We start from the raw sequence: 23,869 nt of genomic DNA on the forward strand, positions 1-23,869 counted from the left end.
CTTTCCCATGACATTCGAAGACCAAAACAAACCCCTGCACATCTGCGCCTCGTCCGATTGCGACTGCGGCCTGACGCGGCGCGACTTCCTGCGCATGTCGGCCCTGGCCACGGCCAGCGTCGCCTCGCCCCTGTTGTTCGCCGGCGACGCCATGGCCCAGCAAGGCCCGAAAGGCGACGACCAGCCCGTCAAGATCGGCTACCTGCCCATCACGGACGCCACCCCCCTGCTCGTCGCCCACGCCCGCAAGCTGTTCGAAGCGGAAGGCTTGCAGGCGGAAACGCCGCGCCTGTTCCGCAGCTGGGCGCAAATCATCGAAGCCTTCGTCGCCGGCCAGGTCAACGTTATCCACCTGCTGTCGCCGGCTACCCTGTGGGTGCGCTACGGCGCCAAGTTCCCGGCCAAGGTCGTCGCCTGGAACCACGTCAACGGCTCCGCGCTGACGGTGGCCAACGAGATCAACAAGGTTTCCGACCTGGGCGGGCGCACGGTCGCCATCCCGTTCTGGTACTCGATCCACAACATCCTGCTGCAGCAAATCCTGTCCTCGAATGGCCTGACGCCCGTCACGCGCGCGCGCAACGCGGCCATCAAACCGAATGAAGTCAACCTGATCGTGCTGGCGCCGGCTGAAATGGTGTCCGCGCTGGCCAGCAAGTCCATCGCCGGCTATATCGTGGCCGAACCGTTCAATGCGGCGGCGGAAAACGCCGGCATCGGCAAGATCCTGCGCTTCTCGGGCGACGTGTGGAAAAACCATGCCTGCTGCGTCACCTTCCTGTCAGAGCGCGACATCAACACGCGTCCCGAATGGGCACAAAAGGTCACCAACGCCATCGTCAAGGCGCAACTGTGGACGCGTTCGAACCAGGTCGACACGGCCAAGCTGCTGTCGAACGTGGGCGAGCACCGCTACACGCCGCATCCGCTGCAAGTGCTGACCAAGGTGCTGGCCACCACCGATTACGCCGGCTATGAAAAGCAGGGCCTGATCGTGCACAAGAACTGGCAACAGCGCCGCATCGACTTCCAGCCGTACCCGTTCGCCTCGTACACGGAAGAACTGGTGCGCGCCATCGGCCGCACCAAGGTCGAAGGCGATACGCGCTTCCTGGCCAACCTTGATCCGAAGTTCGCCGCGCGCGACCTGGTCGATGACCGCTTCGTGCGCAAGGCCATCACGGCAGTCGGCGGCCCGGCCGCCTTCGGCTTGCCGGCCAACCTGCTGCGCAGCGAAACCGTGGCGGTCTGACGATGGCAAGCAAGTTGTTGACGAAGTTCGGCCTGCCCCTGGTGGGGCTGGCCTGTGCCTTGCTATTGTGGTCCGTGGGCGTGACGGCGCTGGAGAAATCCACGCCGATCGCCACCGCCTTTGCGCCCTTGCCCACGGCGCTGGCGTTCCAGGAGATGCTGAGCGGTTCGGATATCTGGCTGCACGTGGTATTGAGCCTGCAAAGGGTGGCCGTGGGCCTGGGGCTGGCGATCGTCATCGGCGTGCCGCTGGGCGTGCTGGTGGCCATGTCGAAGAGTTTTCCGGCGCGGCCATGCCGCTGTTCCAGCTGCTGCGCATGATTTCGCCGCTGTCGTGGATGCCGATCGCCGTGATGGTGCTCGGCGTCGGTGATGCGCCCGTGTACTTCCTGCTGGCGTTTGCGGCCGTCTGGCCGATTTTGCTCAATACGGCGGCCGGCGTGGCGCGGCTCGATCCGAACTGGCTGCTGCTGGCGCGCAGCCTGTCGGCCACGCGCAGCGAGATCGTGTTTAAAGTGATTTTGCCGGGCATCACGGCCGATATCCTGACGGGCGTGCGCCTGGCCATTGGCATCATCTGGATCGTGCTGGTGCCAGCGGAAATGCTGGGCGTATCGGCAGGCCTCGGCTACTTCATCCTCGACACGCGCGACCGCCTCGCGTATTCGGAACTGATGGCCGCCATCGTGCTGATCGGGATGTTAGGTTTCATCCTCGACTACCTGGCCCGCGCCGCACATGCGCGCTGGCTGCACGTGAAGAACTAAGCCGCCTTGTCAGCGGCAGCGTGGCGGCGATAGTCGCCTGCGTTGCCGCTGCCAGTTCACGGCGGTGCGCGTCGAGCGTCGCCACTGGCGCCAGGCAGGTCAGGCGCGCCGTGATCGGCGGACCGCTCAAGATCGCCACCATGCTTTGGGCAAAACTCATCTCGCCTATGAAATCGACGGCGTGATGCAATGCTCCCTTGTCATCCACATACACGAGCGCGAACGGCTGCACCGGCACTTGCGCATCGATGGCCGCCTCGAACAGGTTGGCGTGAAACGGCAGGATCTGCCCTTGCGCGGCGGTCGTGCCTTCGGGAAAGAACGCGATGCGCTCGCCCGCCGTCAATTTATCCACCAGACCCTGGAAAATCAGGCGCAGGTCGCGCTTGCTGCCGCGCGAAATGAAGATGGTGCCGGCGCGTCCCGCCAGCCAGCCCAGGATCGGCCAGGCGCGGATTTCCGCCTTGGCGACGAAACGGCAGGGGTGGACGGCGTTGATGACGAAGATGTCGAGCCACGACACGTGGTTCGCCACCACCATCGCGTGGTCAAGGGCCGGCAAGCTGTCTGCCGGCTGCGCCACATGCACGCCGCAGATGTCGAGCAGCTGCGTCGACCAGCGGCGGATGCGCCGGTTACGCCCCTCCAGGTCCAGCCAGGGAAAAAGCACGGCGCTCTTGGCCATGCCGCAGCCCAGGTGAATGGCGATGCGCGCAAGGCGGTAGGTAAGCAGAAGTTTCAAATCACACCAACAAATAAACCAGAGCCGAAATCCGGGAGCAGACAAGGGATGCCGGGGCAGTGTGCCCCGGTCCACGGATCTGATTTTTAACGCTGAAACGCCACCTGTCCAGCCACGATGGTCGCCTTGACAATGCCGCTCAGCTCATAGCCGAGGAAAGGCGTGTGCTTGCCCTGGCTGGCCAGCGAGGCCGACGACACGGTCCAGCGCGCGGCGGGATCGAAGACGCAGATGTCGGCCGCTTCGCCCACGGCCAGGCTGCGGCGGGATGCCGGCGACACGGGCCGCATCGGAAGTGACCTTGGCCACGGCGCGCGCCAGCGGACGCTCGCCCGCTTGCGGCTGGCCCAGCGCATAGTCGTCGGCCCATTTCAGGGCCAAAGACAGCAGCAGTTCCAGGCCCGTGGCACCTGGCGACGCTTCGCCGAACGGCAGCAGTTTTTCATCGTCGTCGACGGGCGTGTGGTCCGAGCACATGGCGTCGACCGTGCCATCGAGCAGGCCGGCGCGGATCGCGTCGCGGTCGCGCTGGCTGCGGAACGGCGGCGTAACGCGCGCGTTCGGGTCGAAGAAGCCGATGTCGGCGTCCGTCAGGTGCACATGGTGCACGCCCACGTCGCAGGTGACGGGCAAGCCTTCGGCCTTGGCCGCGCGGATCAGTTCCAGGCCTGCCGCCGACGAGATGCGGCACAGGTGCACGCGCGCGCGGCTGGCGCGCATCAATTCAAAGATCGTGTGCAGGGCGATGGTTTCGGACATCACGGGTACGCCGGACAAGCCCAGGCGCGAGGCCAGCGGACCGCTGTGGGCGATGCCGCCACGGCCGATGTGCGGGTCTTGCGGGCGCAGCCAGACGGTGTAACCGAAGGTGTTCGCATACTGCATGGCGCGCAGCAGCACGGTGGTGTCCTCGATCGGCTCTTCGGCTTGCGCAAAGCCGATGCAGCCAGCTTCCGTCAGTTCCGCCATTTCCGTCAGCGACTTGCCCTTCAAGCCCATGGTCAGCGCGCCCAGCGGATGCACGTGCGCCTTGTTCTGCGTCTTGGCGCGGTATTTCAGCATTTCTACCAGGCCCGGCTCATCGAGCACGGGATCGGTGTCGGGCGGACACACCAGGCTCGTGACGCCGCCTTGCAGCGCCGCCTGCAGTTCCGATTCCAGGGTTGCCTTGTATTCGTAGCCCGGCTCGCGCAGGCGCGCGGACAGGTCGACCAGGCCGGGGGAAACCACCAGGCCGGCCGCGTCAAAGGTGGTGTCGGCCTTGAAGCCGGCCGCCGGGGCGCTGCCCACGGCCAGCACCTTGCCGTCGGCGATAAACAGGTCTTGCAAGCCATCGATGCCGTTGGCAGGGTCGATCAGGTGGCCGTTCTTGATATGTAGTGTCGTCATGCTCGCTTACTCGTCCTTGGGCTATCAGCCCTGATTACCAGCCAAAATACTCATCACCGCCATGCGCACGGCGATACCGAACGTCACCTGCGGCAGGATCACCGCCTGCGGACCGTCGGCCACGGCCGAATCGATTTCCACGCCGCGGTTCATCGGGCCCGGATGCATGACAATGGCGTCCGGTTTCGCCAGCGCCAGGCGCTCGGGCGTGAGACCGTAGCTCTTGAAATATTCCTGCGCCGACGGCAGCAGCGCGCCGCTCATGCGTTCATTCTGCAGGCGCAGCATGATGATCACGTCCACGCCCTTGAGGCCTTCATCCATGTTGGTGAAGGTGCGCACGCCCATCTGCTCCAGGCCGCCCGGCAGCAGGGTGTGCGGGCCGATGGCGCGCACTTCCGGCACGCCCAGGGTGGTCAGCGCGTGGATGTCGGAACGGGCCACGCGGCTGTGCAGGATGTCGCCCACGATGGCCACCGTCAGGTTCGTGAAATCCTTCTTGTAGTGGCGGATCGTGTACATGTCGAGCAAGCCCTGGGTCGGGTGCGCATGGCGTCCGTCGCCCGCGTTGACCACGTGGACGTGCGGCTGCCTGGTGTCGATCAGGTGCTTGGCGATCAGGTAAGGCGCACCCGACTGCGCGTGGCGCACGACGAACATGTCGGCATGCATGGCCGACAGGTTGTCGATGGTGTCGAGCAGGGACTCGCCCTTGCTGGCCGACGAGGCCTGGATGTTCAGGTTGATGACATCGGCCGACAGCCTTTTTGACGCGATCTCGAAGGTGGTGCGGGTGCGCGTGGAGTTTTCAAAGAACAGGTTGAAAACGCTCTTGCCGCGCATCAGCGGCACCTTTTTCACGTCGCGGTCGGAGATGCCGACGAACGAGGAAGCCGTGTCGAGGATGTGGTTGACGATAGACTTCGGCAAGCCTTCGATCGTCAACAGATGTTGCAGTTCGCCGTGTTTATTCAGTTGCGGATTAAGCATGGTGGGTATCTATGGTGAGCGTGAATTTTCCATCGTCGGCTTGCTTCAGAACCAGGGCCTGGCCCGCCGGCACGGCAGTGAAGGCGGCCACGAAATCGGCGGCCACCGGCAGCTGGCGTTCGCCGCGGTCGACCAGGGCCGCCAGCATGATCTTGGCCGGGCGGCCATAGTCGAACAATTCGTTGATGGCCGCGCGCGTGGTGCGGCCCGTGTACAGCACGTCGTCGACCAGCAGGATGGTGGCGCCGGCCACGTCGAAGCTGATTTGCGTCGGCTTGACGTCGGCATGCAGGCCCTTCTGGGCGAAGTCGTCGCGGTAGAACGAGACGTCGAGCACGCCCAGGCGGTCGAGCAGGTTCAGGTCGCGCGCCAGGCGTTCCGCCAGCCCAGGCACCGCCCGAATGGATGCCGACGATGGCGACGTTGGGGATGCCCGCCAGGCCGCTCCGCACCTGCTGCAACAAATCTGCATACAGGGCCTCGGCGTCGAGTTGGGAAGGATTCGCAGGATGCGGCATAGAGTTCTTAATCATTCAGGGAGGGAGTCTAAGGTCAGATTAATAATTCGCGTCGAAATACTGTTGCAGGATAATGGCGGCGGCGCGGTCGTCGATGACTTCACCGCGCCTGGCGGCGATGACGGCCGAGGAATAGCGCTCGTCAACCAGTTCCACCGGCAGGTTGAAACGGCCATGCACCTGGTTGGCGAAACGCCGGCAGCGCGCGCTCATCTCGTGTTCCGTGCCGTCCGGGTGGCTGGGCAAGCCCACCACGATGCGGCTGGCGCCCCACTCCTTGATCAGGCTGGAGATGGCGGCGAACTTCGGCTCGTTCGCCGTCTCCGTGATCACGCTGAGCGGCTTGGCCTGGCAAATCATGCTATTGCCGATGGCCACGCCAATGCGTTTCAAGCCAAAATCGAAGGCGAGGATGGTGTCGATGGCGTCACCGCTCATGCGTGGCCAGCCTCGCTCGCCAGCATGAGGGGATCGATGCCCAGCAACTTGATAGCCGCCACGTAACGCTGCTCGATGGGGAAATCGAACAGGATGTCGGCCGAGGCGCCCACCGTCAGCCAGCCGTTACGGCCGATCTCGTCTTCCAGCTGGCCCGGGCTCCAGCCCGAGTAGCCGATCGAGACGAGCATGCGCTCGGGACCATCGCCCTTGGCGACGGCTTCGAGCACGTCGATCGAGGTGGTAAATGCCACTTCATCGGTCACCGTCAGCGACGAGGAATAGCGCGCGCCCGGCGTATGCAGCACGAAACCGCGGTCGTCCTGCACCGGGCCGCCGAACATGATCGGCTCGTTGATGATGGGCGTGTCGCTGCCGGCCGCCAGTTTCAGGTCGATGCGGTCGAACAGCACTTCCATGGTCATGTCGGTGGGTTTGTTGATGACGACGCCCAGCACGCCGTTTTCATTGTGTTCGCACACGTACACAACCGTGCCGCCGAAGATCGGATCTTGCATGGCCGGCATCGCAATCAGGAAATGGTTGGCCAGATTCAGGGTGGAGGAACCGGTTGCGGCCGGTTCTCCCATCCCCTGCATCAGACGATGTCCTGGTAGAGTCTGGTCGATTTTACTCTTTTTCATACGCGATGCTCTCTCTGTGGGCTTGCTGGCAAGTCTCGCTTACCCCGCTATCGTACGCCTGGCGCAAGCGACCGCACATCCTGGGCGGCGCGCACCGTGTTGCCAAGCGTTATTCTTGTTATGTTGTAAATTAATGGTCAATTCGCCATGCCTGCGGGTGCGTTTCAATGCCAATTGTAAAATTGATTGCAAAACCGCTGTCGCACATAAAGCACCACGAACATACCCGGTAGTTTACACTGAATTGCCACCGCAGCGACGCCAAAGGCACGACGCGAGCGGCCATAAAGCCCTGTTGGCGGCAAAAAATCGCCTATCTTTGACCCTGAACACGCGAAATAATGACAATCAAGACTTCCCTGGTGTGGTTCCGGCGCGATCTGCGCGCGTTTGACCATGCTGCACTGCATCACGCCCTGCGCCAGAGCCAGGCCGTGCATTGCGTCTTCGTGTACGACACCGCCATCCTGGCAACGCTGCCGCGCCGCGACCGGCGTGTCGACTTCATCCATGCCAGCGTGGCCGAGCTGGCCGCCGAGCTGCGCCAGCTGGGCGGCGACCTGATCGTGCTGCACGCGGACGCGGCCGAGGCGATTCCGCGCCTGGCCGCCGAATTGAACGCCGACGCCGTCTTTGCCAACCATGACTACGAGCCGCAAGCGATCGCCCGCGACGCCACGGTGGCCGCCGCGCTCACGCGCGACGCGCGCCTGTGGTTCAGCTTCAAGGACCAGGTGATCTTTGAAAAGGACGAGGTGCTGACCCTCTCGCAAAAACCCTACACCGTCTACACGCCGTACAAGAATGCCTGGCTGAAGAAAATGCGCGCCGAACCCGGCTGCCTGGCGCCGTTCGATATCGAACCGCATGCGGCCAGCCTGGCGCCGCCGCGCGCCGGCACGCCGGCGCCCCTGCCCAGCTTGGGTGAGCTGGGGTTCGAGGCCAGCAACCTGGCCGCACTGGCCATTCCCACCGGCATGTCGGGCGCCAGCACGCTGTTCGAGGATTTTTTGCCGCGCGTGGCCCGCTATGACGTGGCGCGCGATTTTCCCGCCTTGAAGGGGCCGTCGTATCTGTCCATGCATCTGCGTTTCGGCACCGTGTCGCTGCGCTATCTGGTGCGCACCGTGGTCGACCTGATGGACCGGGGCGGCGGCGGCGATGGCGCGCCCGTGTGGCTGGCCGAACTGATCTGGCGCGATTTCTACGCCATGATCCTGTACCAGAACCCGCACGTGGCAGGCGGCGCCTTCAAACCGGCCTACGACGCCATCGCCTGGGAAACGGGAGCCGAGGCCGATGCCGCCTTTGCCGCCTGGTGCGAAGGGCGCACCGGCTATCCGCTGGTGGACGCGGCCATGGCGCAGCTGAACCAGACGGGCTATATGCACAACCGCCTGCGCATGATCACGGCCTGCTTCCTGATCAAGGATCTGGGCATCGACTGGCGCCGCGGCGAAGCGTATTTCGCGCTGCACCTGAACGACTTCGACCTGGCGTCGAACAACGGCGGCTGGCAGTGGGCTTCGTCGTCCGGCTGCGATGCCCAGCCCTACTTCCGCATCTTCAATCCCATCACGCAATCGGAAAAATTCGATGCGGGCGGGCGCTTCATCCGCCGCTACCTGCCGCAGCTCAAGGCGCTGGGCGACAAGGAAATCCACGCGCCCTGGCTGGTGCCGCGCATGCTGCTCGAGCAAAAAAACATCGTGCTGGGGCGCGACTATCCGGAGCCGCTGGTGCAGCACGACGAGGCGCGCAAGGAGACGCTGGAACGCTATGCTAGTCAAGGCGGTAGCGTAGATCAGGCGCCCGCCAGCAAGCGCCCCACCTCCGCCAGCAATTCCTCTTCCTGGAACGGCTTGCCGAAATACGCATTCACGCCCAGTTCAAAGGCATGCGCGCGGTGCTTGTCGGCGCTGCGCGAGGTGATCATGATGACGGGGATGGTGCGCGTCTTGTCGTCGCTGCGCACATTGCGCGTCAAATCAAAACCGTCCATGCGCGGCATTTCCACGTCGACCAGCAGCAGGGCCGGCATGGCAGCCGCTTCCAGCGCGTACAGTTGTTCCAGCGCGTCGAGACCATCCTTGGCCAGCAGCACCTGGTAGCCTTCGCGCTCGAACAAACGCTGCATCACGCGGCGCACCGTCAGCGAATCGTCGACCACCATCACGCGCACGGCAGGCGCGGCCAGCGCACTGGTGGCCGCATGCTGCTCGCTGCTGGCCAGCGCATACTGCGACAGCAGTTCCGGATTGTGTTCCAGGTGCTGCGCCAGCGCCACGGGGTTCAGGATCAGCACGATGTCGCCCGTGCCAAGCACCGTGGCGCCAGCGATGCCCGGCATGCGCGCCAGCTGCGGACCCACATGCTTGACCACGACCTCGCGATTGCCCACCACGTCATCGACCTGCAAGGCCAGCCTGTCATTGCCATTCCTGAGCAGCAGCACGGGAGCATGACGCTGCGTGGCCTGCTCCGCTGGCGTCTCGCCCAGCATGGCCGACAGGTGGTGCAGCGCCAGCGACTGCCCGTGCGACTCGACGTGCCCGGCCGCCCGCACCTGCTCCAGCTGTTCGCCTTTCAGATGCAGCACCTGCTCGACCAGCACCGATGGCAAGGCATACGTCTTGCCGCTGGCCGCCAGCAGCACCACTTGCGTGACGGCCAGGGTCAGCGGCAGGTGGATGGTGAAGCGCATGCCCAGGCCCGCCTGCGTCAGCGTTTCCACGCGCCCGCCCAGGGCCAGCGCCTCGGAGCGCACGATGTCCATGCCAACACCACACGTCCGGCCAGTTCCGTCAGGCTGTCGGCGGTGGAAAAACCGGACGTAAAAATCAGTTCGGCCGCCTGCGCGTCGGACAATGGCGCGTCCGTCGCCACCAGACCGGCGCCGTGCGCCTTGGCGCGGATGCGTTCCAGGTCCAGCCCCGCGCCATCGTCGGAAAAGGCGATCGCCACTTCATTGCCCTGCTGGCTGACCTGCACCAGCAGCTCGCCCGTCTCGCTCTTGCCGGCGGCCAGGCGCGTATCGCGCGGCTCGACGCCGTGCACGATGGCGTTGCGCAGCAGGTGTTCGAAGGGCGCCGCCATGCGTTCGAGCACGCTGCGGTCGATTTCCACGCCGCCGCCGCGGATGTCGAGGTTGACGCGCTTGTCGACTTCCTTGGCGCTTTGCCGCGCCACGCGGAACAGGCGTTCGGCGATGCTGGCAAACGGCACCATGCGGATCTGCATCAGGTCGCGCTGCAGCTCGCGCGTCAGCCGCGCCTGCAGCACCAGGTCGTCCGTCACCGCATCGACGCTGTGGCTGAGGTTTTCGTGGAACGAGGCCACGTCGTTGACGCTTTCAGCCATCATGCGCGTAAGTTCCTGCAGGCGCGTAAAACGGTCGAATTCGAGCGGGTCGAATTCGCGCTCGCTGCTGACGGCCATGCGCGAGGCGATCTGCGATTCGGCCTGCATTTCTACTTCGCGCAGCTGGCGCCGCAGGCGCGCCAGGTTGTCGGAAAATTCAGACAGCGAAGCGCCCAGCACGCCGACTTCATTTTCCATCTTCGAGCGCGTGATCGACACTTCGCCGGCCTGGTTCACCAGACGGTCGAGGATATCGGCGCGCACGCGCACCAGCGCCGCCTTCGGTTCGGCCACCGGCGTGTCTTCCATGCCCGGCAAGGGCAGCAACGGTTGCTGCAGCTGCTCGAACAGGTGCAGCGCATGGTCGTAATGGGCCAGCAATTCCTCGAAAGCTTGCGGCGTGGCGGTGCCCGCGTGCAGCATGTTTTCGATATGCGTCTCGATTTCATGCGCATGCTGGCCCAGGCGCATGGCGCCGGCCATGCGCGCGCTGCCCTTGACGGTGTGCAGGGTACGCAGCAGCATCTGCGCCTGGCCGCTGTCGTGCGGCTGCTGCTGCCAGCTGCGCAGCGCTTCGCCGATCTGCGGCAGCAGATCGGCGCCCTCCTCCAGGAAGACGGACAATAAATCGAGGTCGAGTTCATCGCTGATACCGGCGCTCGCGGCCAGCAGCGCGGCTGCATCGGCCGGCATGATGGCGGGCGCCGGCGCTTCCGGCGCCGCGTGCTCCAATGGCGGCGCGTGCTCGAAGCCGGCATCGAACAGGTCGTCGCTGGCGCCGGCATCAGCTGCCGGCAAGGCGGCAGCCTCCTGCTGCTGCAGCGCGTCGGCGACTATGCTTGCATACGTCGCCTCGAACAGGGTTTCGAGCTGCGGCACAGGGAGCTCGGAGAGCAATTCGGACGGCTGCGCGGGCGCGCCGACGATGCTGGCGTAAGCGGCCGCAAACAGGGCGTCGAGCCGCTCTTCCCGGCTCTCGCCGGGCGGCGCCGTCAAGGTGCGCCACAGGGTGTTGAGCGCTTCGATCATGTCCGGCTGCGTTGGCGCCAGGTCGCCCAGCGCGAACGCCTGCAGCATTTGTCCAATGCGCTGCGTGGCCTGCTCCAGCACATCGTGCTGTTCAGCGCGCAGGCCGGCCAGCGGCGGCACCACCGTTTCGATCACCGTTTCCAGCGCGTGCGCCAGGTCGCGCAGGGACTGGAAGCCGACCGTGCCCGACGTCCCCGCCAGGGTGTGCACGGCTTGCAGCGCCTCCGCGCTGACGGCGCGCTGTTCATGGCGCCATTCGCCGAAGTCGCGCGTGAGCACGCGCAGCAATTCATCCGTCTCGGCCAGGTAGATGTTGTACAAGGGAAGGCTGATGCGCAGTTCGCCCACGTGCTTGAGGTGATCGTCAGGCGCTTCGTGCAGCGCGGGCGCCGTGACCAAAAGGAAGTCCGATCACATTGCCATTGCCGGCCAGCGGCGTGGCCGGACGCGGCTTGCGCAGTTCGAACGGCCCGCCTTCGCGCACGCGCTCCGCCGCCGCCAGCAGCATGCCGGCCTCGCGCTCGCGCCCCGCGCCGCCTTCCAGTTCGGCCACCCATTCGCTGAGCTGGTACCAGCCGTAATTGAGCAAGGTAAACAGATCGTCGCTGACGGGGCGCGCTTCGGCCAGCCAGGTATTCATGACGCGCTCGATGGCGCCGGCCGCTTCGGCAAACTGCGCCAAGCCGATCATGCGGCCGCTGCCTTTCAGGGTGTGGAACGAGCGGCGCAGCATGGCCAGATGGTCGCCGCTGGCGGCCTGCTCGCGCGGCAAGGCCAAGGTGGTGTCGACAAAGGCCAGCACTTCGCGCGCTTCGGAGATGAAGATGTCGAGCATTTCCGCGTCGACGTCGGTCACTGCCGGCACGGCATCCATGCCGGCGGGTGCGGCGGGCGCCAGGGCCTGGTCGAGCAAGGGCACAGGCACGGCGCCGGCAGCGGCGACTTTTTCAAAGGGCAGGGCACGGAAAGTAGCGGCGGCCGCATCGAAATGAAAACGCCCGCTGGCCGCTTGCTTGTTGCGGCCCAGCATATCGACAAAAAAGCCCAGCGCACTGACATTCTGCGCGATCTCGTCGAGCGCCTCGGCGTGTGATTCCGCCTTGGCGTCTGCATTGGCATCGCCACCGGCCAGCTGCCGCACGGCCGCATCGACCTGCAGCACGGCGGCGCGCGCGTCGTCCTGTCCCAGCCCGGCCAGCTGCCGCTGCAACTGCTCCAGCACGGGCGCGACGCCATCGAGTGCCCCCGCCCTCCCCGCACCCGCTGCATCCGCGTAATAGGCGTTGAGCACCTTTTCCACCTGGCGCAGTCCCGTCTTCATGTCCTCGGCCAGCGCGGCCACGGTCTGCCCCTGCTCGATCTGGCGCGACAGCTCGCCCGCCGTGACGGGCGGCGGCGCATCATCACCAGCCAGCAGCGCCTGCAGGCGCGCGGCGATGGTTTCCGCATTGCCGGCGAAATCGTCGGGCAGGCGGCGCAGCTGCTCCAGGCCCGTGTCGGCAAACAGCAGCGCCATGCCGATTTCATTTTCCAGGGCCGCGCTGCGCCCGCTGGCAACGGCTTGCCGCGCCACGGCCGCGCATTCGCGCAACAGGCTGGCCAGGGCCGGCTGCTTCAGGGTCTCCACGTGTGCCGCCACCGCTTGCAGCGATGCGTCAAACTCCGTGCCCAGGACTGGATCGAGGTCGGCTTGCGCCAGGCGGCTCCAGCTGGTGCGCGCCCGCGCCAGGGCCGTGCGCGCGCCTTGCAAGGCATCCTGGTCAACCTGGCCGTAGCGCCGCGTTTCCACGTCGGCGGGCAGCATGCCGTCCAGCGCGAAGGCGGCGCGCAGCTGGCATGCCTCCGGCGTCGGCTCGCGTGCGGCGGCGATGAAGAACAGGGCGTCGCGCAGCATCGCTTCGGGCAGGCCGGCCGTCCCCTGCGCCAGGCGGCGCAATTGCAGGTTGATCAGGCCGAACAGTTGCTTGACGTTGAGCGTGCCCATGCCCTCTCCGCTGGCCGCCAGCCCCGCGAACGCCTGCATGGCGAACCAGAAGGTGCGCGCCGGCCCTTCCTGCTGCGCGTCGGCCACCAGGGTCAAGGTGGCGTGCAGCTCGCCCGCGTGCTGGCGCCGCGCCGCATCATCCTGCGCCTTCAGGAAAGGCAGCAGGGATTTTTCAAAGCGTCCGCGCCAGGCAGGATAGTCCGCCACGGGCGGCGTGTCGGCCAGCGCGATGGCCTGCCCTTCCAGCATGGCGGAGGGCGGGAAAAACAGGTCGGCCGGGTGGATGCGCTCGGCGCCCAGCAGGATTTGCAGGTCACGGTAATAGGGGAACAAGCGCGTCGGCTGCGGCGGCGTGCCGGCCACCAGGTCTTCCAGGTATTCGGTCAATGCCTGATACAGCCCGGCGACGATCTGTGTATGGTCCAGCGTGTATTCCAGGCTGCCGTCGCGAAAGCGCGCCAGCGCCTGTTCCGCGCCGTCCGTCAGCAGGCTGGCGCCGGCCACGTCCACCATCACCAGCGCGCCATGCGCCTGGTGCAGGTGCGAGCGCGCGTGCTGCAGGGCCGTGGCGCGTTCCTCGCGCTCGCGGCCGCCTGCCTCGAACAGGGCTGTTTTGGAGCGGCCCAGGGCTTCGCGGATTTCCACCATCACCCACGACAAAGGTTCACTGTCGAACGGCTTGGACTGCTGTGGACTATCAGGTGTGCTCATGCATGCCTCGGTAAGGAAATCGCCCTGGACTGGCGCGGCGTTCAGGCGGCGACGCGGAAGCGCGACACCGAATTTTTCAGTTCCTGCGCCAGCATCGACAGTTTATGGATCGATTGCGCCGTTTGCTGCGTGCCATCCTGGGTCTGCTCCGTCACGCTCAGGATATGCTGGATATTCAAGGCCACGGCGCTGGCCGAACCGGCCCGGCGCGTGCCGGTGGCGAACGAGATGCCCTGGATCAGTTCGGCCAGGTGTTTCGACACCTGGCTGATGTCGTTCAAGGCCGCACCGGCCGCATCGGACAGGTGCGCACCCTCGACCACGCCCTGCGTGGACTTTTCCATCGCGCGGGTGGCGTCCTGGGTATCGGCCTGGATGGTGCGCACCAGCGCGCCGATCTGCTTGGCGGCGGCGGCCGAACGTTCGGCCAGGCGCTGCACTTCCTCGGCGACGACGGAAAAGCCGCGCCCCGCCTCGCCGGCCGATGCGGCCTGGATGGCGGCGTTCAGCGCCAGCACGTTGGTCTGCTCGGTGATGTCGGAAATAAGCTCGGTGATTTCGCCGATTTCCTGCGACGATTCGCCCAGGCGCTTGATGCGCTTGGACGTATCCTGGATCTGCTCGCGGATTTCATGCATACCCTTAATGGCGTTTTCCACCGCCGTCGAGCCCTGCTGCGCCGCCGCCACCGACTGGCGCGCCACGTCGGCCGAAACGCTGGCCGACTTCGACACGTCGGTAATCGCATTGGCCATCTTGACGACGGTAGCGCTGACGCCCTGGATTTCGCGCGACTGCTGCTGCGATGCGATCAGCAGCTTGCTGGAGATGCTTTGCGCCTGCGTCGAGGCGCGGTTGACCTGTTCGGCCGTCGCCGTCACCCTCCCCACCAGGCCGCGCAACTCCTCGACCGTGTAGTTGACGGAATCGGCGATGGCGCCCGTGATGTCTTCCGACACGGTTGCCTGCACCGTCAGGTCGCCGTCAGCGACCTTCTGCAATTCGTTCATCAGGCGCAGGATGGCCGCCTGGTTCTGCTCATTCTTGGCCTTGGCCTGCTCCTCCTTTTCCTGCGACAGCAGGCGCTGGATTTCCGCTTCCTGGCGCCGCCGCTCGGCGTCGCGCGTGCGGTTGACGGAGTCCTGCAGCAGCACGCGGCCGATGCCGGCCGCCGCGATCAGGGTCAGCAAGACGCCGCCGACCATCACCAGAAGGCGAAGCCCAGGGTTTCCTGGTTCACGTGGTACATCTGCTGCAGCAGGGTCAAGCGCTGGCGCAGGTCTTCGTTCTCGTTGAAGATCAGCTGTTCGGCACTTTTCGCCGAACTGAACTTGTCGAGCCGGTCGAGTATCGACGACACCAGCTTCTGGTAACTATCAAAAGTGGCTTTCAGCGCCACCAGCCGGTCACGCAGTTCGGCGTCGCGCGTGGGCGCCAGTTGCAGCGACACGCTGCCATTCAACAGGCCTTCGACGGCGGTGCGGAAATACGTCGTGTCGCGCCCCAGCGAAAACGCCGTTTCCGAGCTGATGCTGCCTGACGACAGGAATTCGCTGGCGCTGCGGCTCATGCGCTGGCTCAGCATCATCAGTCGGCCGATGACGGCCAGGTCGCGCGCATTGCCGCCGCGCTGCACCTTCAGCGCCGCGATTTCCTCGGTCTGCGCCAGCAGCGCCGGCGACAACGCGTTCAACTGCTGCAAGGTTCAACTGCTGCAAGGTTGTCGAATTCGCCCAGCTCCGTTTTCAGGCGCAGGATGGTGCTGGCCGCGCGGTCGCTGCTGGCCCACTTCTTGCGCGCGTCGGCCACGGCCGCCAGCAGGGCGGAACGCGACTCGCCGATATCGCGCCCGTGATACGTCCCGCCGCGCAGCATCAGGCGGAAATCCTGATTCAGTTCATTGCGGCTTTCCTCGAGCTGGCGGAACGCTTCCGGATTGCCTTGCACGGCGTTCGGCGCGGCCTTGCCGAGGCGCTGCGAATGCATCAGCGCATCGCTGGCCAGCTGCGTCTGCGCCGAGGCGATATTGCCGCTGCGCGTATTGAGGCCGACGAACAGCAGACTGGCGGCCAGGCTCAGGGCCATCACCGTCGACAGGATGCTCAGCTGCTTTTGCAGTGGAAAATGGCCGATCAGCGGCAGCTTCCAGTCCCCGGCCGGCGCGCTGGCCAGCGACTTGCGCCGTCCCAGCGCGTCGCGCAGGCGCAGCGGCAGGTCGGTGCTGCCGATGCCGGCTCGCCGGGCGGGTGCTGCGCTTCGGGCATGCCGGCCGCCAGGATAGGAGAATGGGCGCCCATCAGCAAATGTCCTTGTGGAGGGCCGGGCCGCCAAAGCCGGCATCGAGGAAGCGTTCCGCTTGCGCCAGCTGCGCCAAGTCCAGGCGCAGCCACTGCTGTCCTTCGCTGTCGCGCAGGGCCTGCGCCGCCCACGACGGCGGTGCATCCGGCAAGGAGACGGACTGCATCGCGCGCAGCTGGCGCAAGCCCAGCACGCGCTCGACCAGCAATGCGCAGTTCAGACCCAGGCGTGGAGAAAACGTGATGATGCGGCAGTGATTGCCTGGCGCGCAAGCCGGTTCGCCCATGTAGCGGGCCAGGTCGACGACCCCCGTCAGGCGTCCGCGCATGGCCGCCAGGCCCAGGTACCAGTCCTGTGCCAGCGGCACGCCCTGGATCTGCACGCCGGCGGCAATGACGATTTCACCGAGCTGCGTCAGGTCGAGCAGGCAGGGGGGCGGCCGCCGAGCATCACGCCCAGTTCCTTGCGCGCCGCCAGCGCGCCGCTGCGCGCTGCCTGTATCCGCTCGATCAATTGCAGCTGATACTGGCGCAAGCGCCCCTGCCGCACGCCCGTTTCGAAGGATGGCATGGCGGCAGCGGCAGGTGGAAAGGCCGCTGTGGACACGCCGTGACCTGGCATCGTGTGCATTCTCAGGAGAGCGCGGCGATCTTGGCCAGCAGCTCGGCTTCCACCACCGGCTTGACCAGGTAATCGCGCGCGCCCTGGCGCAAGCCCCAGATGCGGTCCGTTTCCTGGCTCTTGCTGGAGCAGATAATCACCGGCACGTCCTGCAGTTCGGGATCGCGCGCGATGGCGCGCGTGATCTGGAAGCCATTCGCACCGGGCATCACCACGTCCATCAGGATCAGGTCGGGCCTGGCCTCTTTGAGTTGCGCCAGCGCGTCGGCGCCGTCCTGCGCCGTGAGGACGGCATAACCAGCGCGCACCAGCATCTCTCGCTCAGGTAGTAGCGTTCTGTCGGCGAGTCATCGACGATCAGAATTGTGTATATGGCCATCTGCTTCCTTGCTGCGTTGTCAATCAATAAAAACACTTACTCAAAATGCCCTGCCAGGTGCAGCCGCACGGCCGCCAGCAGCGCCTCGCGCGCCAGCGGCTTGGCCAGGCAGGCGCTGGCGCCCGCCATGGCGCCGCGCGCGCGGTCGAACAAGCCTTCCTTCGACGACAGCATCAGCACCGGCGTGGCGTGATATGCCGCGCTGGCCTTGATCAGGGCACAGGTGCGGTAGCCGTCCAGGCGCGGCATCACGATGTCGCACACGATCAGCGCCGGCTGGCAGTCGGCGATCTTGGCCAGGGCCTCGAAGCCGTTTTCCGCCACCACCACGCAATAACCGGCCTCGCGCAGTATCTTCGCGGCCGCGCTGCGTATCGTCGCACTGTCGTCGATGACGAGTATCGTGGCGCTGGCGCACACGGCATCGGACCGCGCCTCGGGCGGGAAAGGTCGCGTCATGTGATTATTCGACAATCTTTCATACCATAGCACAGGCGGCCGCGATACCAGCGTGCGGCAGCGGCATCCGGTGGATCGGATTGATTACAGCGCCACCATCTCGAAATCATCCTTGCGCGCACCGCATTCAGGACAGGTCCAGTTCATCGGAACATCGGCCCAACGCGTGCCCGGAGCGATGTCTTCGTCGGGCAGGCCGGCCGCTTCATCATAAACCCAGCCGCAAATAAGACACATCCACGTTTGGAATTGCTGCGTTGTTTCGTTGCTACTCACGTTCTGCCACCCTTCAATCAAGTAAAATGCTGAATTAGGTATCTTAATCTACCCGCCGTGCAAAACCAAACTTCTCCCCTCATATTAAGCTTCGGCGTGTCCGATCCGGTCGGCGCGATCGGCATCCAGGCCGACCTGGCCACATTTTCAGCCTTCGGCTGCCATGGCCTGTCCGTCACCACGGGCCTGCTGATCAGCGATACGGCGCGCGTGGAAGACGTGCAGGCGGTCGACCCGGACTGGGTCTCCGACCAGGCGCGCGTGCTGCTGGAAGATATGTCCGTCGCCGCCATCAAGATCGGCGCGCTGGGCAGCGTGGAAAACGTCACGGCCATCGCCGAAATCGTCTCCGACTATCCGAACGTGCCGCTGATCCTCGATCCCTTCATCTCGGCGCTGCCGGAACAGGGCATGGACGACGAGGACATCCTCACCGCCGTGCGCCAGCTGCTGATCCCGCAAACGACACTGCTGGTGCTCTCGCCGGTGGAGCTGGAGCGCCTGGCCGAGACCTGGCGCGACGCCGATCCGGACGACACCCTGCAAAACGACGTCGACTACCTGGTGGCGCTGGGCTGCGAATACGTGCTCGTCACCGGCATGCCGGCCGACGCCAGCAAGTCCGGCACGGGCGAAGGCAAGTTGCGCGCCAATACCCTGTTCGGCGAGGATGGCGTGGTGCGCCACGACGAATGGCAGCACCTGCCGGGCATCTTCAACGGCGCCGGCAGCACCCTGTCGGCGGCGGCCACAGCCCTGCTGGCCCTGGCGGAAAACGAAGACGATGTGCCGCAGGTGGTCGTGGCGGCGCAGGAATTTACTACCGGTGCGCTGGCCCACGCGCAGCGCCACGGCATGGGCAAGCTGGTGCCGAACCGGCTGTTCCGGCAGCAGCGCCAGCGCGGCGCCCAATAATCCCGTCCAGACAAACACAGACGACACAGACAACGATCCACTTTCAAGGCACGATTATCATGACGACGACTTCCCAGAACGACATCCTGTTTGCCCGCGCACAAAAAACCACGCCAGGCGGCGTCAATTCGCCCGTGCGCGCCTTCCGCTCAGTGGGCGGCACGCCGCGCTTCATCACGCGCGCCGAAGGCCCGTATTTCTGGGATGCGGACGGCAAGCGCTATATCGACTACATCGGCTCCTGGGGCCCGGCCATCGTCGGCCACGCCCACCCGGAAGTGGTGAAAAAGCGGTGCAGGATGCGGCCGCGCTGGGCCTGTCGTTCGGCGCGCCGACCGAAGGCGAAGTGCTGATGGCCGAGGAAATCACGCGCCTGGTGCCGTCGATCGAGCAGGTGCGCCTGGTGTCGTCGGGCACGGAAGCGACCATGAGCGCCCTGCGCCTGGCGCGCGGCGCCACGGGACGCGACAAAATCGTCAAGTTCGAAGGCTGCTACCACGGCCACGCCGATTCGCTGCTGGTGAAAGCGGGCAGCGGCCTGCTCACCTTCGGCAACCCGACCTCGGCCGGCGTGCCGGAAGATTTCGTGAAGCACACCCTGGTGCTCGACTATAACAATGTGGAGCAGCTGAAGGACGCCTTCGACAGCTTCGGCGCGGAAATCGCCTGCGTCATCGTCGAACCGGTGGCCGGCAACATGAACCTGGTGAAAGCCACGCCGGCATTCCTGCAGGCGATGCGCGAGCTGTGCACGCAACACGGCGCCCTGCTCATTTTCGATGAAGTCATGTGCGGCTTGCGCGTGGCCCTAGGCGGCGCGCAGGCGCTGTACGGCATCCAGCCCGACCTCACCGCGCTGGGCAAGGTGATCGGCGGCGGCATGCCGGTGGCGGCCTTCGGCGGCAGCGCGGCGCTGATGCACCATATGGCGCCGCTGGGCGCCGTCTACCAGGCCGGCACCTTGTCGGGCAACCCGGTCGCCGTGGCGGCCGGCATGGCCACCTTGAAACTGATCCAGCAGCCCGGCTTCTATGAGCAGCTGGGCGCCACGGCCAAGCGCCTGGCCGAAGGCTTGACCGCCGCCGCCAAGGAGGCGGGCGTGGTCTTCTGCGCCGACTACATCGGCGGCATGTTCGGCATCTACTTCAGCGCAACGCCGCCGACCAGCTACGCGGAAATGATGGCGGGCGACCGCAGCAAGTTCAACGCCTTCTTCCACGCCATGCTGGACGAAGGCGTGTACTTCGCGCCAGCCGCTTTCGAGGCGGGCTTCGTCTCGGCGCAGCACGACGATGCCGTCATCGACGCCACCATCGCTGCCGCGCGCAAGGTGTTCGCCACCCTCGCTTAAACGTTTTACACTGCCGCGGTGTCCATCACCGCGGCCACCAGCGCCGGCAAACTGGCCATGTCGTTGAACACGACATGCGCGCCGGCCGCTTTCAACCTATCTTCCTGGCCGGCGGCGATATGCCCGCCGCCGATGAATCCCAATACCGTCATGCCCGCCGCCACGGCGGCCGTCACGCCCGTGACGCTGTCTTCCAGCACCAGGCACTGGCTTGGCGGCACGCCAAACGCGCTTGCTGCCGCCAGGTAGACGCCCGGATGCGGCTTGGCGTGGCCCACCAGATCCGGCGTAAACACGCGCTTGTCGAATAGCGGCGCCATGCCAGTGCGCTCAAGCGCCGACAGCACGCGCGCGCTGACGCTGTTCGAGGCCACGGCCTTGGGCAGCGGAATGGCGGCCAGCGCCTGCGCCACGCCGGGCACGGCGCGCAATTGCGCGTCGCAAGCCGCATCGACGGCGTTGCCAATGGCCATGATCTCGTCAGCCGGCAATTGCGGCAAGCCCAGTTCCTTGTAGATATCCTGCATCAGCGGCACCAGTCGCTGCCCCAGGCGCGGCTCGATCAAGCCTTGCACGGTGACGCCCTCGGGCAGGTTCGGCAGGCGCGGCCCCAGCAATTCCAGCAGCGCTTGCAGGGCCACGGCTTCGCTGTCGATCAGTACGCCATCGCAGTCGCTGATCAAATGGGTAAAGCGCGGTGGGGCGGTAGCGGTATCAGGCATGGATTCTCCAGAAGAACAACGGTGGCAGGAAATGCGGCGGCCAGCCGGCAAGGCTGGCATCGCAACGATCATAGGTGGAACAGGCGGACGCTGCCACGCAGAAAACGTCTGAATGACGATACTATTCTGCAAAAGGCAGACTACGGGGAAAAGAATCGGGCGCCAGGCAAGCGCCTAAGCGCAAATACCAATTCAATACCACGCAATACCAATGATTATCGCTGATTTTTGAAATTGCTGCGCTCGCCTTGAAACCGGGACGCAGGAGCGCCCCGGCGAGACCGTTTATTTCAGCCAGCCGCGGTGGCGGAAATACAGGAAGGGCGCGATGGCGCTGGTGATCATCAGGCCCCAGGCCCATGGATAGCCGAATGACCATTCCAGCTCCGGCATCAGCTTGAAGTTCATGCCGTACACGCTGGCGATCAGGGTGGGCGGCAGGAAGGCCACGCTGGCCACCGAGAAGATCTTGATGATCTTGTTCTGGTTGATGTTGATGAAACCGACGGTGGCATCCATCAGGAAGTTGATCTTATCAAACAGGAAAGACGTGTGACCATCCAGCGATTCGATGTCGCGCAAGATCTGCCGCGCTTCCTCGAACTGCTCGGAATTGAGCAAGCGGCCGCGCATCAGGAAACTCACGGCGCGGCGCGTATCCATCATGTTGCGGCGGATACGGCCATTCAAATCTTCCTCGTGGGCAATGGCGTTCAGCGCTTCGGCCGCGTGCGCATCGGTAAATTCCTTTTGCAGCACGCGCGTGCTGACTTCTTCCAGGTTCTGGTAGATGCCTTCGAGCACGTCGGCCGAATATTCGGCATCGGTGGCGTACAGGTCGAGCAGCACGTCCATGTAGTCGGCAATCGAGCCTGGCCGCGAGCGGGCGCGCATGCGCACCAGGCGGAACACGGGCAAGTCGTCCGTATGCATGGAAAACAAAATCTTGCGGGCCAGGATGAAGGCTACCGTGATGACGCGCGACGGGCCGTCGTCTTCTTCGCGCAGGAAATCCGTGCGCAGGTGCAAGTCGCCGTTTTCCGCTTCGTAATAGCGGGCCGACGCTTCAATATCCTTGACTTCGTCTTCGCCCGGCAGGGTGACGTTGTAGATGGCCTTGACCCAGGCCCGTTCATCATCGGTGGGGTCGGTCAGGTCGACCCACACCGGTTCGGCATTTTCGAGGTCTGCGCGGCTGTCGATCGGCACCCTGGTTGAGCCGGCCATTCTGTAATACAAAGACATTGATCATGCGCGCTCTCAGCCGGATGTTGGGTTATCGTGATGTACTGGCGCTGGCGCCAAAAATGAAAACAGCGCAAGTGTACCCGCAAAGGCCTTTTCACGACCACCCCCGGCACGGCTTTTTCACGGAAAAAGTGCGGCGTTGCACCAACCGGGGCCGATTAAGATGCTGCGCCGCAATAGTGCCAATCAAACAGCTTTAATGTTATGCAAAGAAAGCCCGTTGCCATCAAGGCAGTTCCGCCGCTCCCATGCGGCGCAGGATGACGCCCGTGCGCCGGTTCAGGTAACCCGTATCGCGGTGGCGGTCGTAAAAGCGGGGATTCGGCAGCATCACGGCCAGTTTCGCCGCCTGTCCCGCGCTCAGGCCCGCCGCGCTGACCTTGTAATAGTGGCGCGCGGCCGCTTCGGCGCCAAAGGTGCCCGTGCCAAATTCCACCACGTTCAGATAAATCTCGAAAATGCGCTGCTTTTCCATCAGGTTTTCCAGCATATACGTGATGATCAGTTCCTGGCCCTTGCGCACATAGCTGCGCGAACCGGACAGGAACAGGTTCTTCGCCAACTGCTGGGTGATGGTGGAGCCGCCCGCCACGACTTTCTGCTTCTTGCTGTTCTTTTCATATGCCTTTTGCAAGGCTTCCCAGTCCACGCCTTCGTGCTCGGAAAAATTCGCGTCTTCCGAGGCGATGATGGCCCGTTTCAGGTTGTTCGAGATGCGGTTGTACGGCACCCACGTCTGCTTGATCGTGGCATTCGGATTCTTTTCCTGCAAGACAGACAACTGTTCGCGCATGAAAGCCGTGCTGGACGGGTTATGGTCGACCCACCACCAGATTTGCAGGAAAAAATACAGCTGCACGACGATAAAGGCCAGCACGGGCACGATGAACAGCCACTTGATCCAGCCGTAGCGGCTGCCGCTCTTGCGGGCCCCCTTCTTGCCGCCGCTCACAGGGCACCGCGCAATTGCGCCAGCAAGTCTTGCGTCTGCGGCCGCACGCCGCGCCACACGTAAAACGCTTCGGCTGCCTGCTCCACCAGCATGCCCAGGCCGTCGCGCACCTGCGCGCCGTGCTGGGCAGCAAAGTCCATGAAGACGGTGGGCTGGGCGCCATACATCATGTCCAGCGCCAGCGTGTGGCTGCCGAAGATACCCGGCGGCACGGGCGGCAAGTCGCCCGCCAGGCTGGCTGAGGTGGCATTGATGACGATATCGAAAACGCCATCGGGCTGCGTGAAGCCGCCGGCGCGCAGCTGCTCCGGGTGACTCAGCGCATCGGCAAACTGCGCCACCAGTGCCTCGGCCGTGGCCACGGTACGGTTGGCAATAAAAACTTCCTGCGGTCCCTGTTCCAGCAAGGGCAGCACGACGCCGCGCGCCGCCCCGCCCGCGCCCAGCAGCAGGACGCGCTTGCCGGCGATGGCCACGCCCGCGTTGCGCATGATGTCGGCCACCAGGCCCGCGCCATCGGTATTGTCGCCAAGAATGGTGTCTCCATCAAAACGCAGGGTATTGACGGCGCCGGCGGCCCTGGCCCGCGGTGTCAGGACGGTGGCCAGCGCGCACGCGTCGAGCTTGAAAGGCACCGTCACGTTCGCGCCCTTGCCACCCTCGGCGGAAAACGTGCGGGCCGCCAGGGCAAAACCGTCGAGCGGCGCCAGCCGGCGCTCATAGACGATGGGCTCGCCCGTCTGCTGGGCAAACGCGGCGTGGATCAGGGGGGACTTGCTGTGGGCGATGGGATTGCCGAAGACGCAATATTGATCAGGATTCATC

At 65.0% G+C, this 23,869-nt stretch carries 13 protein-coding genes and 9 pseudogenes; 5 read left to right on the plus strand and 17 right to left on the minus strand.

Going from position 1 to position 23,869, the window contains the following annotated elements; all coding sequences use genetic code 11:
- The first annotated feature begins 7 nt into the window (after positions 1 to 7).
- Entirely contained in the window at positions 8 to 1,252 is a 1,245-nt protein-coding gene (locus tag ACQVLG_RS03120) for an ABC transporter substrate-binding protein (RefSeq protein ID WP_230538868.1), read from the plus strand.
- 2 nt (positions 1,253 to 1,254) lie between these two features.
- Positions 1,255 to 2,018 (plus strand): annotated as a pseudogene (locus ACQVLG_RS03125) (ABC transporter permease).
- On the opposite strand, the gene ACQVLG_RS03130 reads toward ACQVLG_RS03125, so the two are convergent.
- The 6 genes and pseudogenes from ACQVLG_RS03130 to ACQVLG_RS03155 form a co-directional block, all read right to left on the minus strand.
- Positions 1,960 to 2,760, minus strand: coding sequence for a lysophospholipid acyltransferase family protein (locus ACQVLG_RS03130; protein WP_474292817.1), 801 nt, complete (start codon positions 2,758 to 2,760; stop codon positions 1,960 to 1,962). The pseudogene ACQVLG_RS03125 and the gene ACQVLG_RS03130 sit on opposite strands and share 59 nt — an antisense overlap.
- Positions 2,761 to 2,846: 86 nt before the next feature.
- Positions 2,847 to 4,149, minus strand: a pseudogene (locus ACQVLG_RS03135) (dihydroorotase).
- Between the two features lie 24 nt (positions 4,150 to 4,173).
- Entirely contained in the window at positions 4,174 to 5,139 is a 966-nt protein-coding gene (locus tag ACQVLG_RS03140) for an aspartate carbamoyltransferase catalytic subunit (RefSeq protein ID WP_034780223.1), read from the minus strand.
- Positions 5,132 to 5,657: pseudogene (pyrR, locus tag ACQVLG_RS03145) on the minus strand (bifunctional pyr operon transcriptional regulator/uracil phosphoribosyltransferase PyrR). Before pyrR ends, ACQVLG_RS03140 begins: the two are co-directional and overlap by 8 nt.
- A 39-nt stretch (positions 5,658 to 5,696) precedes the next feature.
- Complete coding sequence (ruvX, locus tag ACQVLG_RS03150; protein WP_474292818.1) at positions 5,697 to 6,095, minus strand: Holliday junction resolvase RuvX; 399 nt, start codon at positions 6,093 to 6,095, stop codon at positions 5,697 to 5,699.
- Entirely contained in the window at positions 6,092 to 6,694 is a 603-nt protein-coding gene (locus ACQVLG_RS03155) for a YqgE/AlgH family protein (RefSeq protein ID WP_077408478.1), read from the minus strand. Before ACQVLG_RS03155 ends, ruvX begins: the two co-directional genes overlap by 4 nt.
- A gap of 386 nt (positions 6,695 to 7,080) precedes the next feature.
- On the opposite strand from ACQVLG_RS03155, the pseudogene ACQVLG_RS03160 reads away from it, so the two are divergent.
- Positions 7,081 to 8,523: pseudogene (locus tag ACQVLG_RS03160) on the plus strand (cryptochrome/photolyase family protein); the annotation flags it as partial.
- Between the two features lie 20 nt (positions 8,524 to 8,543).
- On the opposite strand, the pseudogene ACQVLG_RS03165 reads toward ACQVLG_RS03160, so the two are convergent.
- From ACQVLG_RS03165 to ACQVLG_RS03195, 7 genes and pseudogenes are all read right to left on the minus strand, one after another.
- Positions 8,544 to 13,823, minus strand: a pseudogene (locus ACQVLG_RS03165) (Hpt domain-containing protein).
- A gap of 41 nt (positions 13,824 to 13,864) precedes the next feature.
- A pseudogene (locus tag ACQVLG_RS03170) lies at positions 13,865 to 16,087 on the minus strand (methyl-accepting chemotaxis protein).
- A 32-nt stretch (positions 16,088 to 16,119) separates the two neighbouring features.
- Positions 16,120 to 16,503, minus strand: coding sequence for a chemotaxis protein CheW (locus ACQVLG_RS03175; protein WP_474292819.1), 384 nt, complete (start codon positions 16,501 to 16,503; stop codon positions 16,120 to 16,122).
- Positions 16,504 to 16,535: 32 nt separating this feature from the next.
- Positions 16,536 to 16,691, minus strand: coding sequence for a hypothetical protein (locus ACQVLG_RS03180; protein WP_474292820.1), 156 nt, complete (start codon positions 16,689 to 16,691; stop codon positions 16,536 to 16,538).
- Between the two features lie 62 nt (positions 16,692 to 16,753).
- Positions 16,754 to 17,121: pseudogene (locus ACQVLG_RS03185) on the minus strand (response regulator).
- Positions 17,122 to 17,157: 36 nt separating this feature from the next.
- A complete protein-coding gene (locus ACQVLG_RS03190) occupies positions 17,158 to 17,580 on the minus strand; it encodes a response regulator (RefSeq protein ID WP_474292821.1) in 423 nt (140 codons plus the stop codon).
- A gap of 84 nt (positions 17,581 to 17,664) precedes the next feature.
- Positions 17,665 to 17,817 carry a rubredoxin gene (locus ACQVLG_RS03195; protein ID WP_010401308.1) on the minus strand — a complete coding sequence of 51 codons (153 nt, stop codon included), beginning with the start codon at positions 17,815 to 17,817 and terminating at the stop codon, positions 17,665 to 17,667.
- Between the two features lie 96 nt (positions 17,818 to 17,913).
- Between ACQVLG_RS03195 and thiD the strand changes: the two genes are divergently transcribed.
- Positions 17,914 to 18,771, plus strand: coding sequence for a bifunctional hydroxymethylpyrimidine kinase/phosphomethylpyrimidine kinase (gene thiD / locus ACQVLG_RS03200; protein WP_354670243.1), 858 nt, complete (start codon positions 17,914 to 17,916; stop codon positions 18,769 to 18,771).
- 59 nt (positions 18,772 to 18,830) lie between these two features.
- Positions 18,831 to 20,122: pseudogene (gene hemL / locus ACQVLG_RS03205) on the plus strand (glutamate-1-semialdehyde 2,1-aminomutase).
- Between the two features lie 5 nt (positions 20,123 to 20,127).
- Here the strand turns inward: hemL and ACQVLG_RS03210 are convergent.
- From ACQVLG_RS03210 to aroE, 4 genes and pseudogenes are all read right to left on the minus strand, one after another.
- Positions 20,128 to 20,844 carry an HAD family hydrolase gene (locus ACQVLG_RS03210; protein ID WP_474292822.1) on the minus strand — a complete coding sequence of 239 codons (717 nt, stop codon included), beginning with the start codon at positions 20,842 to 20,844 and terminating at the stop codon, positions 20,128 to 20,130.
- A 285-nt stretch (positions 20,845 to 21,129) separates the two neighbouring features.
- Positions 21,130 to 22,096: pseudogene (gene corA, locus ACQVLG_RS03215) on the minus strand (magnesium/cobalt transporter CorA).
- A 222-nt stretch (positions 22,097 to 22,318) separates the two neighbouring features.
- Complete coding sequence (gene mtgA / locus ACQVLG_RS03220) at positions 22,319 to 23,059, minus strand: monofunctional biosynthetic peptidoglycan transglycosylase (protein WP_474295519.1); 741 nt, start codon at positions 23,057 to 23,059, stop codon at positions 22,319 to 22,321.
- Positions 23,041 to 23,868, minus strand: a complete 828-nt coding sequence (gene aroE / locus ACQVLG_RS03225) for a shikimate dehydrogenase (protein WP_230538882.1) — start codon at positions 23,866 to 23,868, stop codon at positions 23,041 to 23,043. The genes mtgA and aroE overlap by 19 nt, the downstream gene beginning before the upstream one ends.
- Position 23,869: the final 1 nt, after the last annotated feature.

The organism is Janthinobacterium sp. TPC_1 (assembly GCF_056037845.1).

Coding starts and splice junctions, on each gene's coding strand:
- ACQVLG_RS03120 (WP_230538868.1), top strand. CDS start 8: ATGACATTCGAAGACCAAAACAAACCCCTGCACATCTGCGCCTCGTCC.
- ACQVLG_RS03140 (WP_034780223.1), bottom strand. CDS start 5,139: ATGCTTAATCCGCAACTGAATAAACACGGCGAACTGCAACATCTGTTG.
- ruvX (WP_474292818.1), bottom strand. CDS start 6,095: ATGAGCGGTGACGCCATCGACACCATCCTCGCCTTCGATTTTGGCTTG.
- ACQVLG_RS03155 (WP_077408478.1), bottom strand. CDS start 6,694: ATGCAGGGGATGGGAGAACCGGCCGCAACCGGTTCCTCCACCCTGAAT.
- ACQVLG_RS03180 (WP_474292820.1), bottom strand. CDS start 16,691: ATGCCATCCTTCGAAACGGGCGTGCGGCAGGGGCGCTTGCGCCAGTAT.
- ACQVLG_RS03190 (WP_474292821.1), bottom strand. CDS start 17,580: ATGACGCGACCTTTCCCGCCCGAGGCGCGGTCCGATGCCGTGTGCGCC.
- ACQVLG_RS03195 (WP_010401308.1), bottom strand. CDS start 17,817: ATGTGTCTTATTTGCGGCTGGGTTTATGATGAAGCGGCCGGCCTGCCC.
- ACQVLG_RS03210 (WP_474292822.1), bottom strand. CDS start 20,844: ATGCCTGATACCGCTACCGCCCCACCGCGCTTTACCCATTTGATCAGC.
- aroE (WP_230538882.1), bottom strand. CDS start 23,868: ATGAATCCTGATCAATATTGCGTCTTCGGCAATCCCATCGCCCACAGC.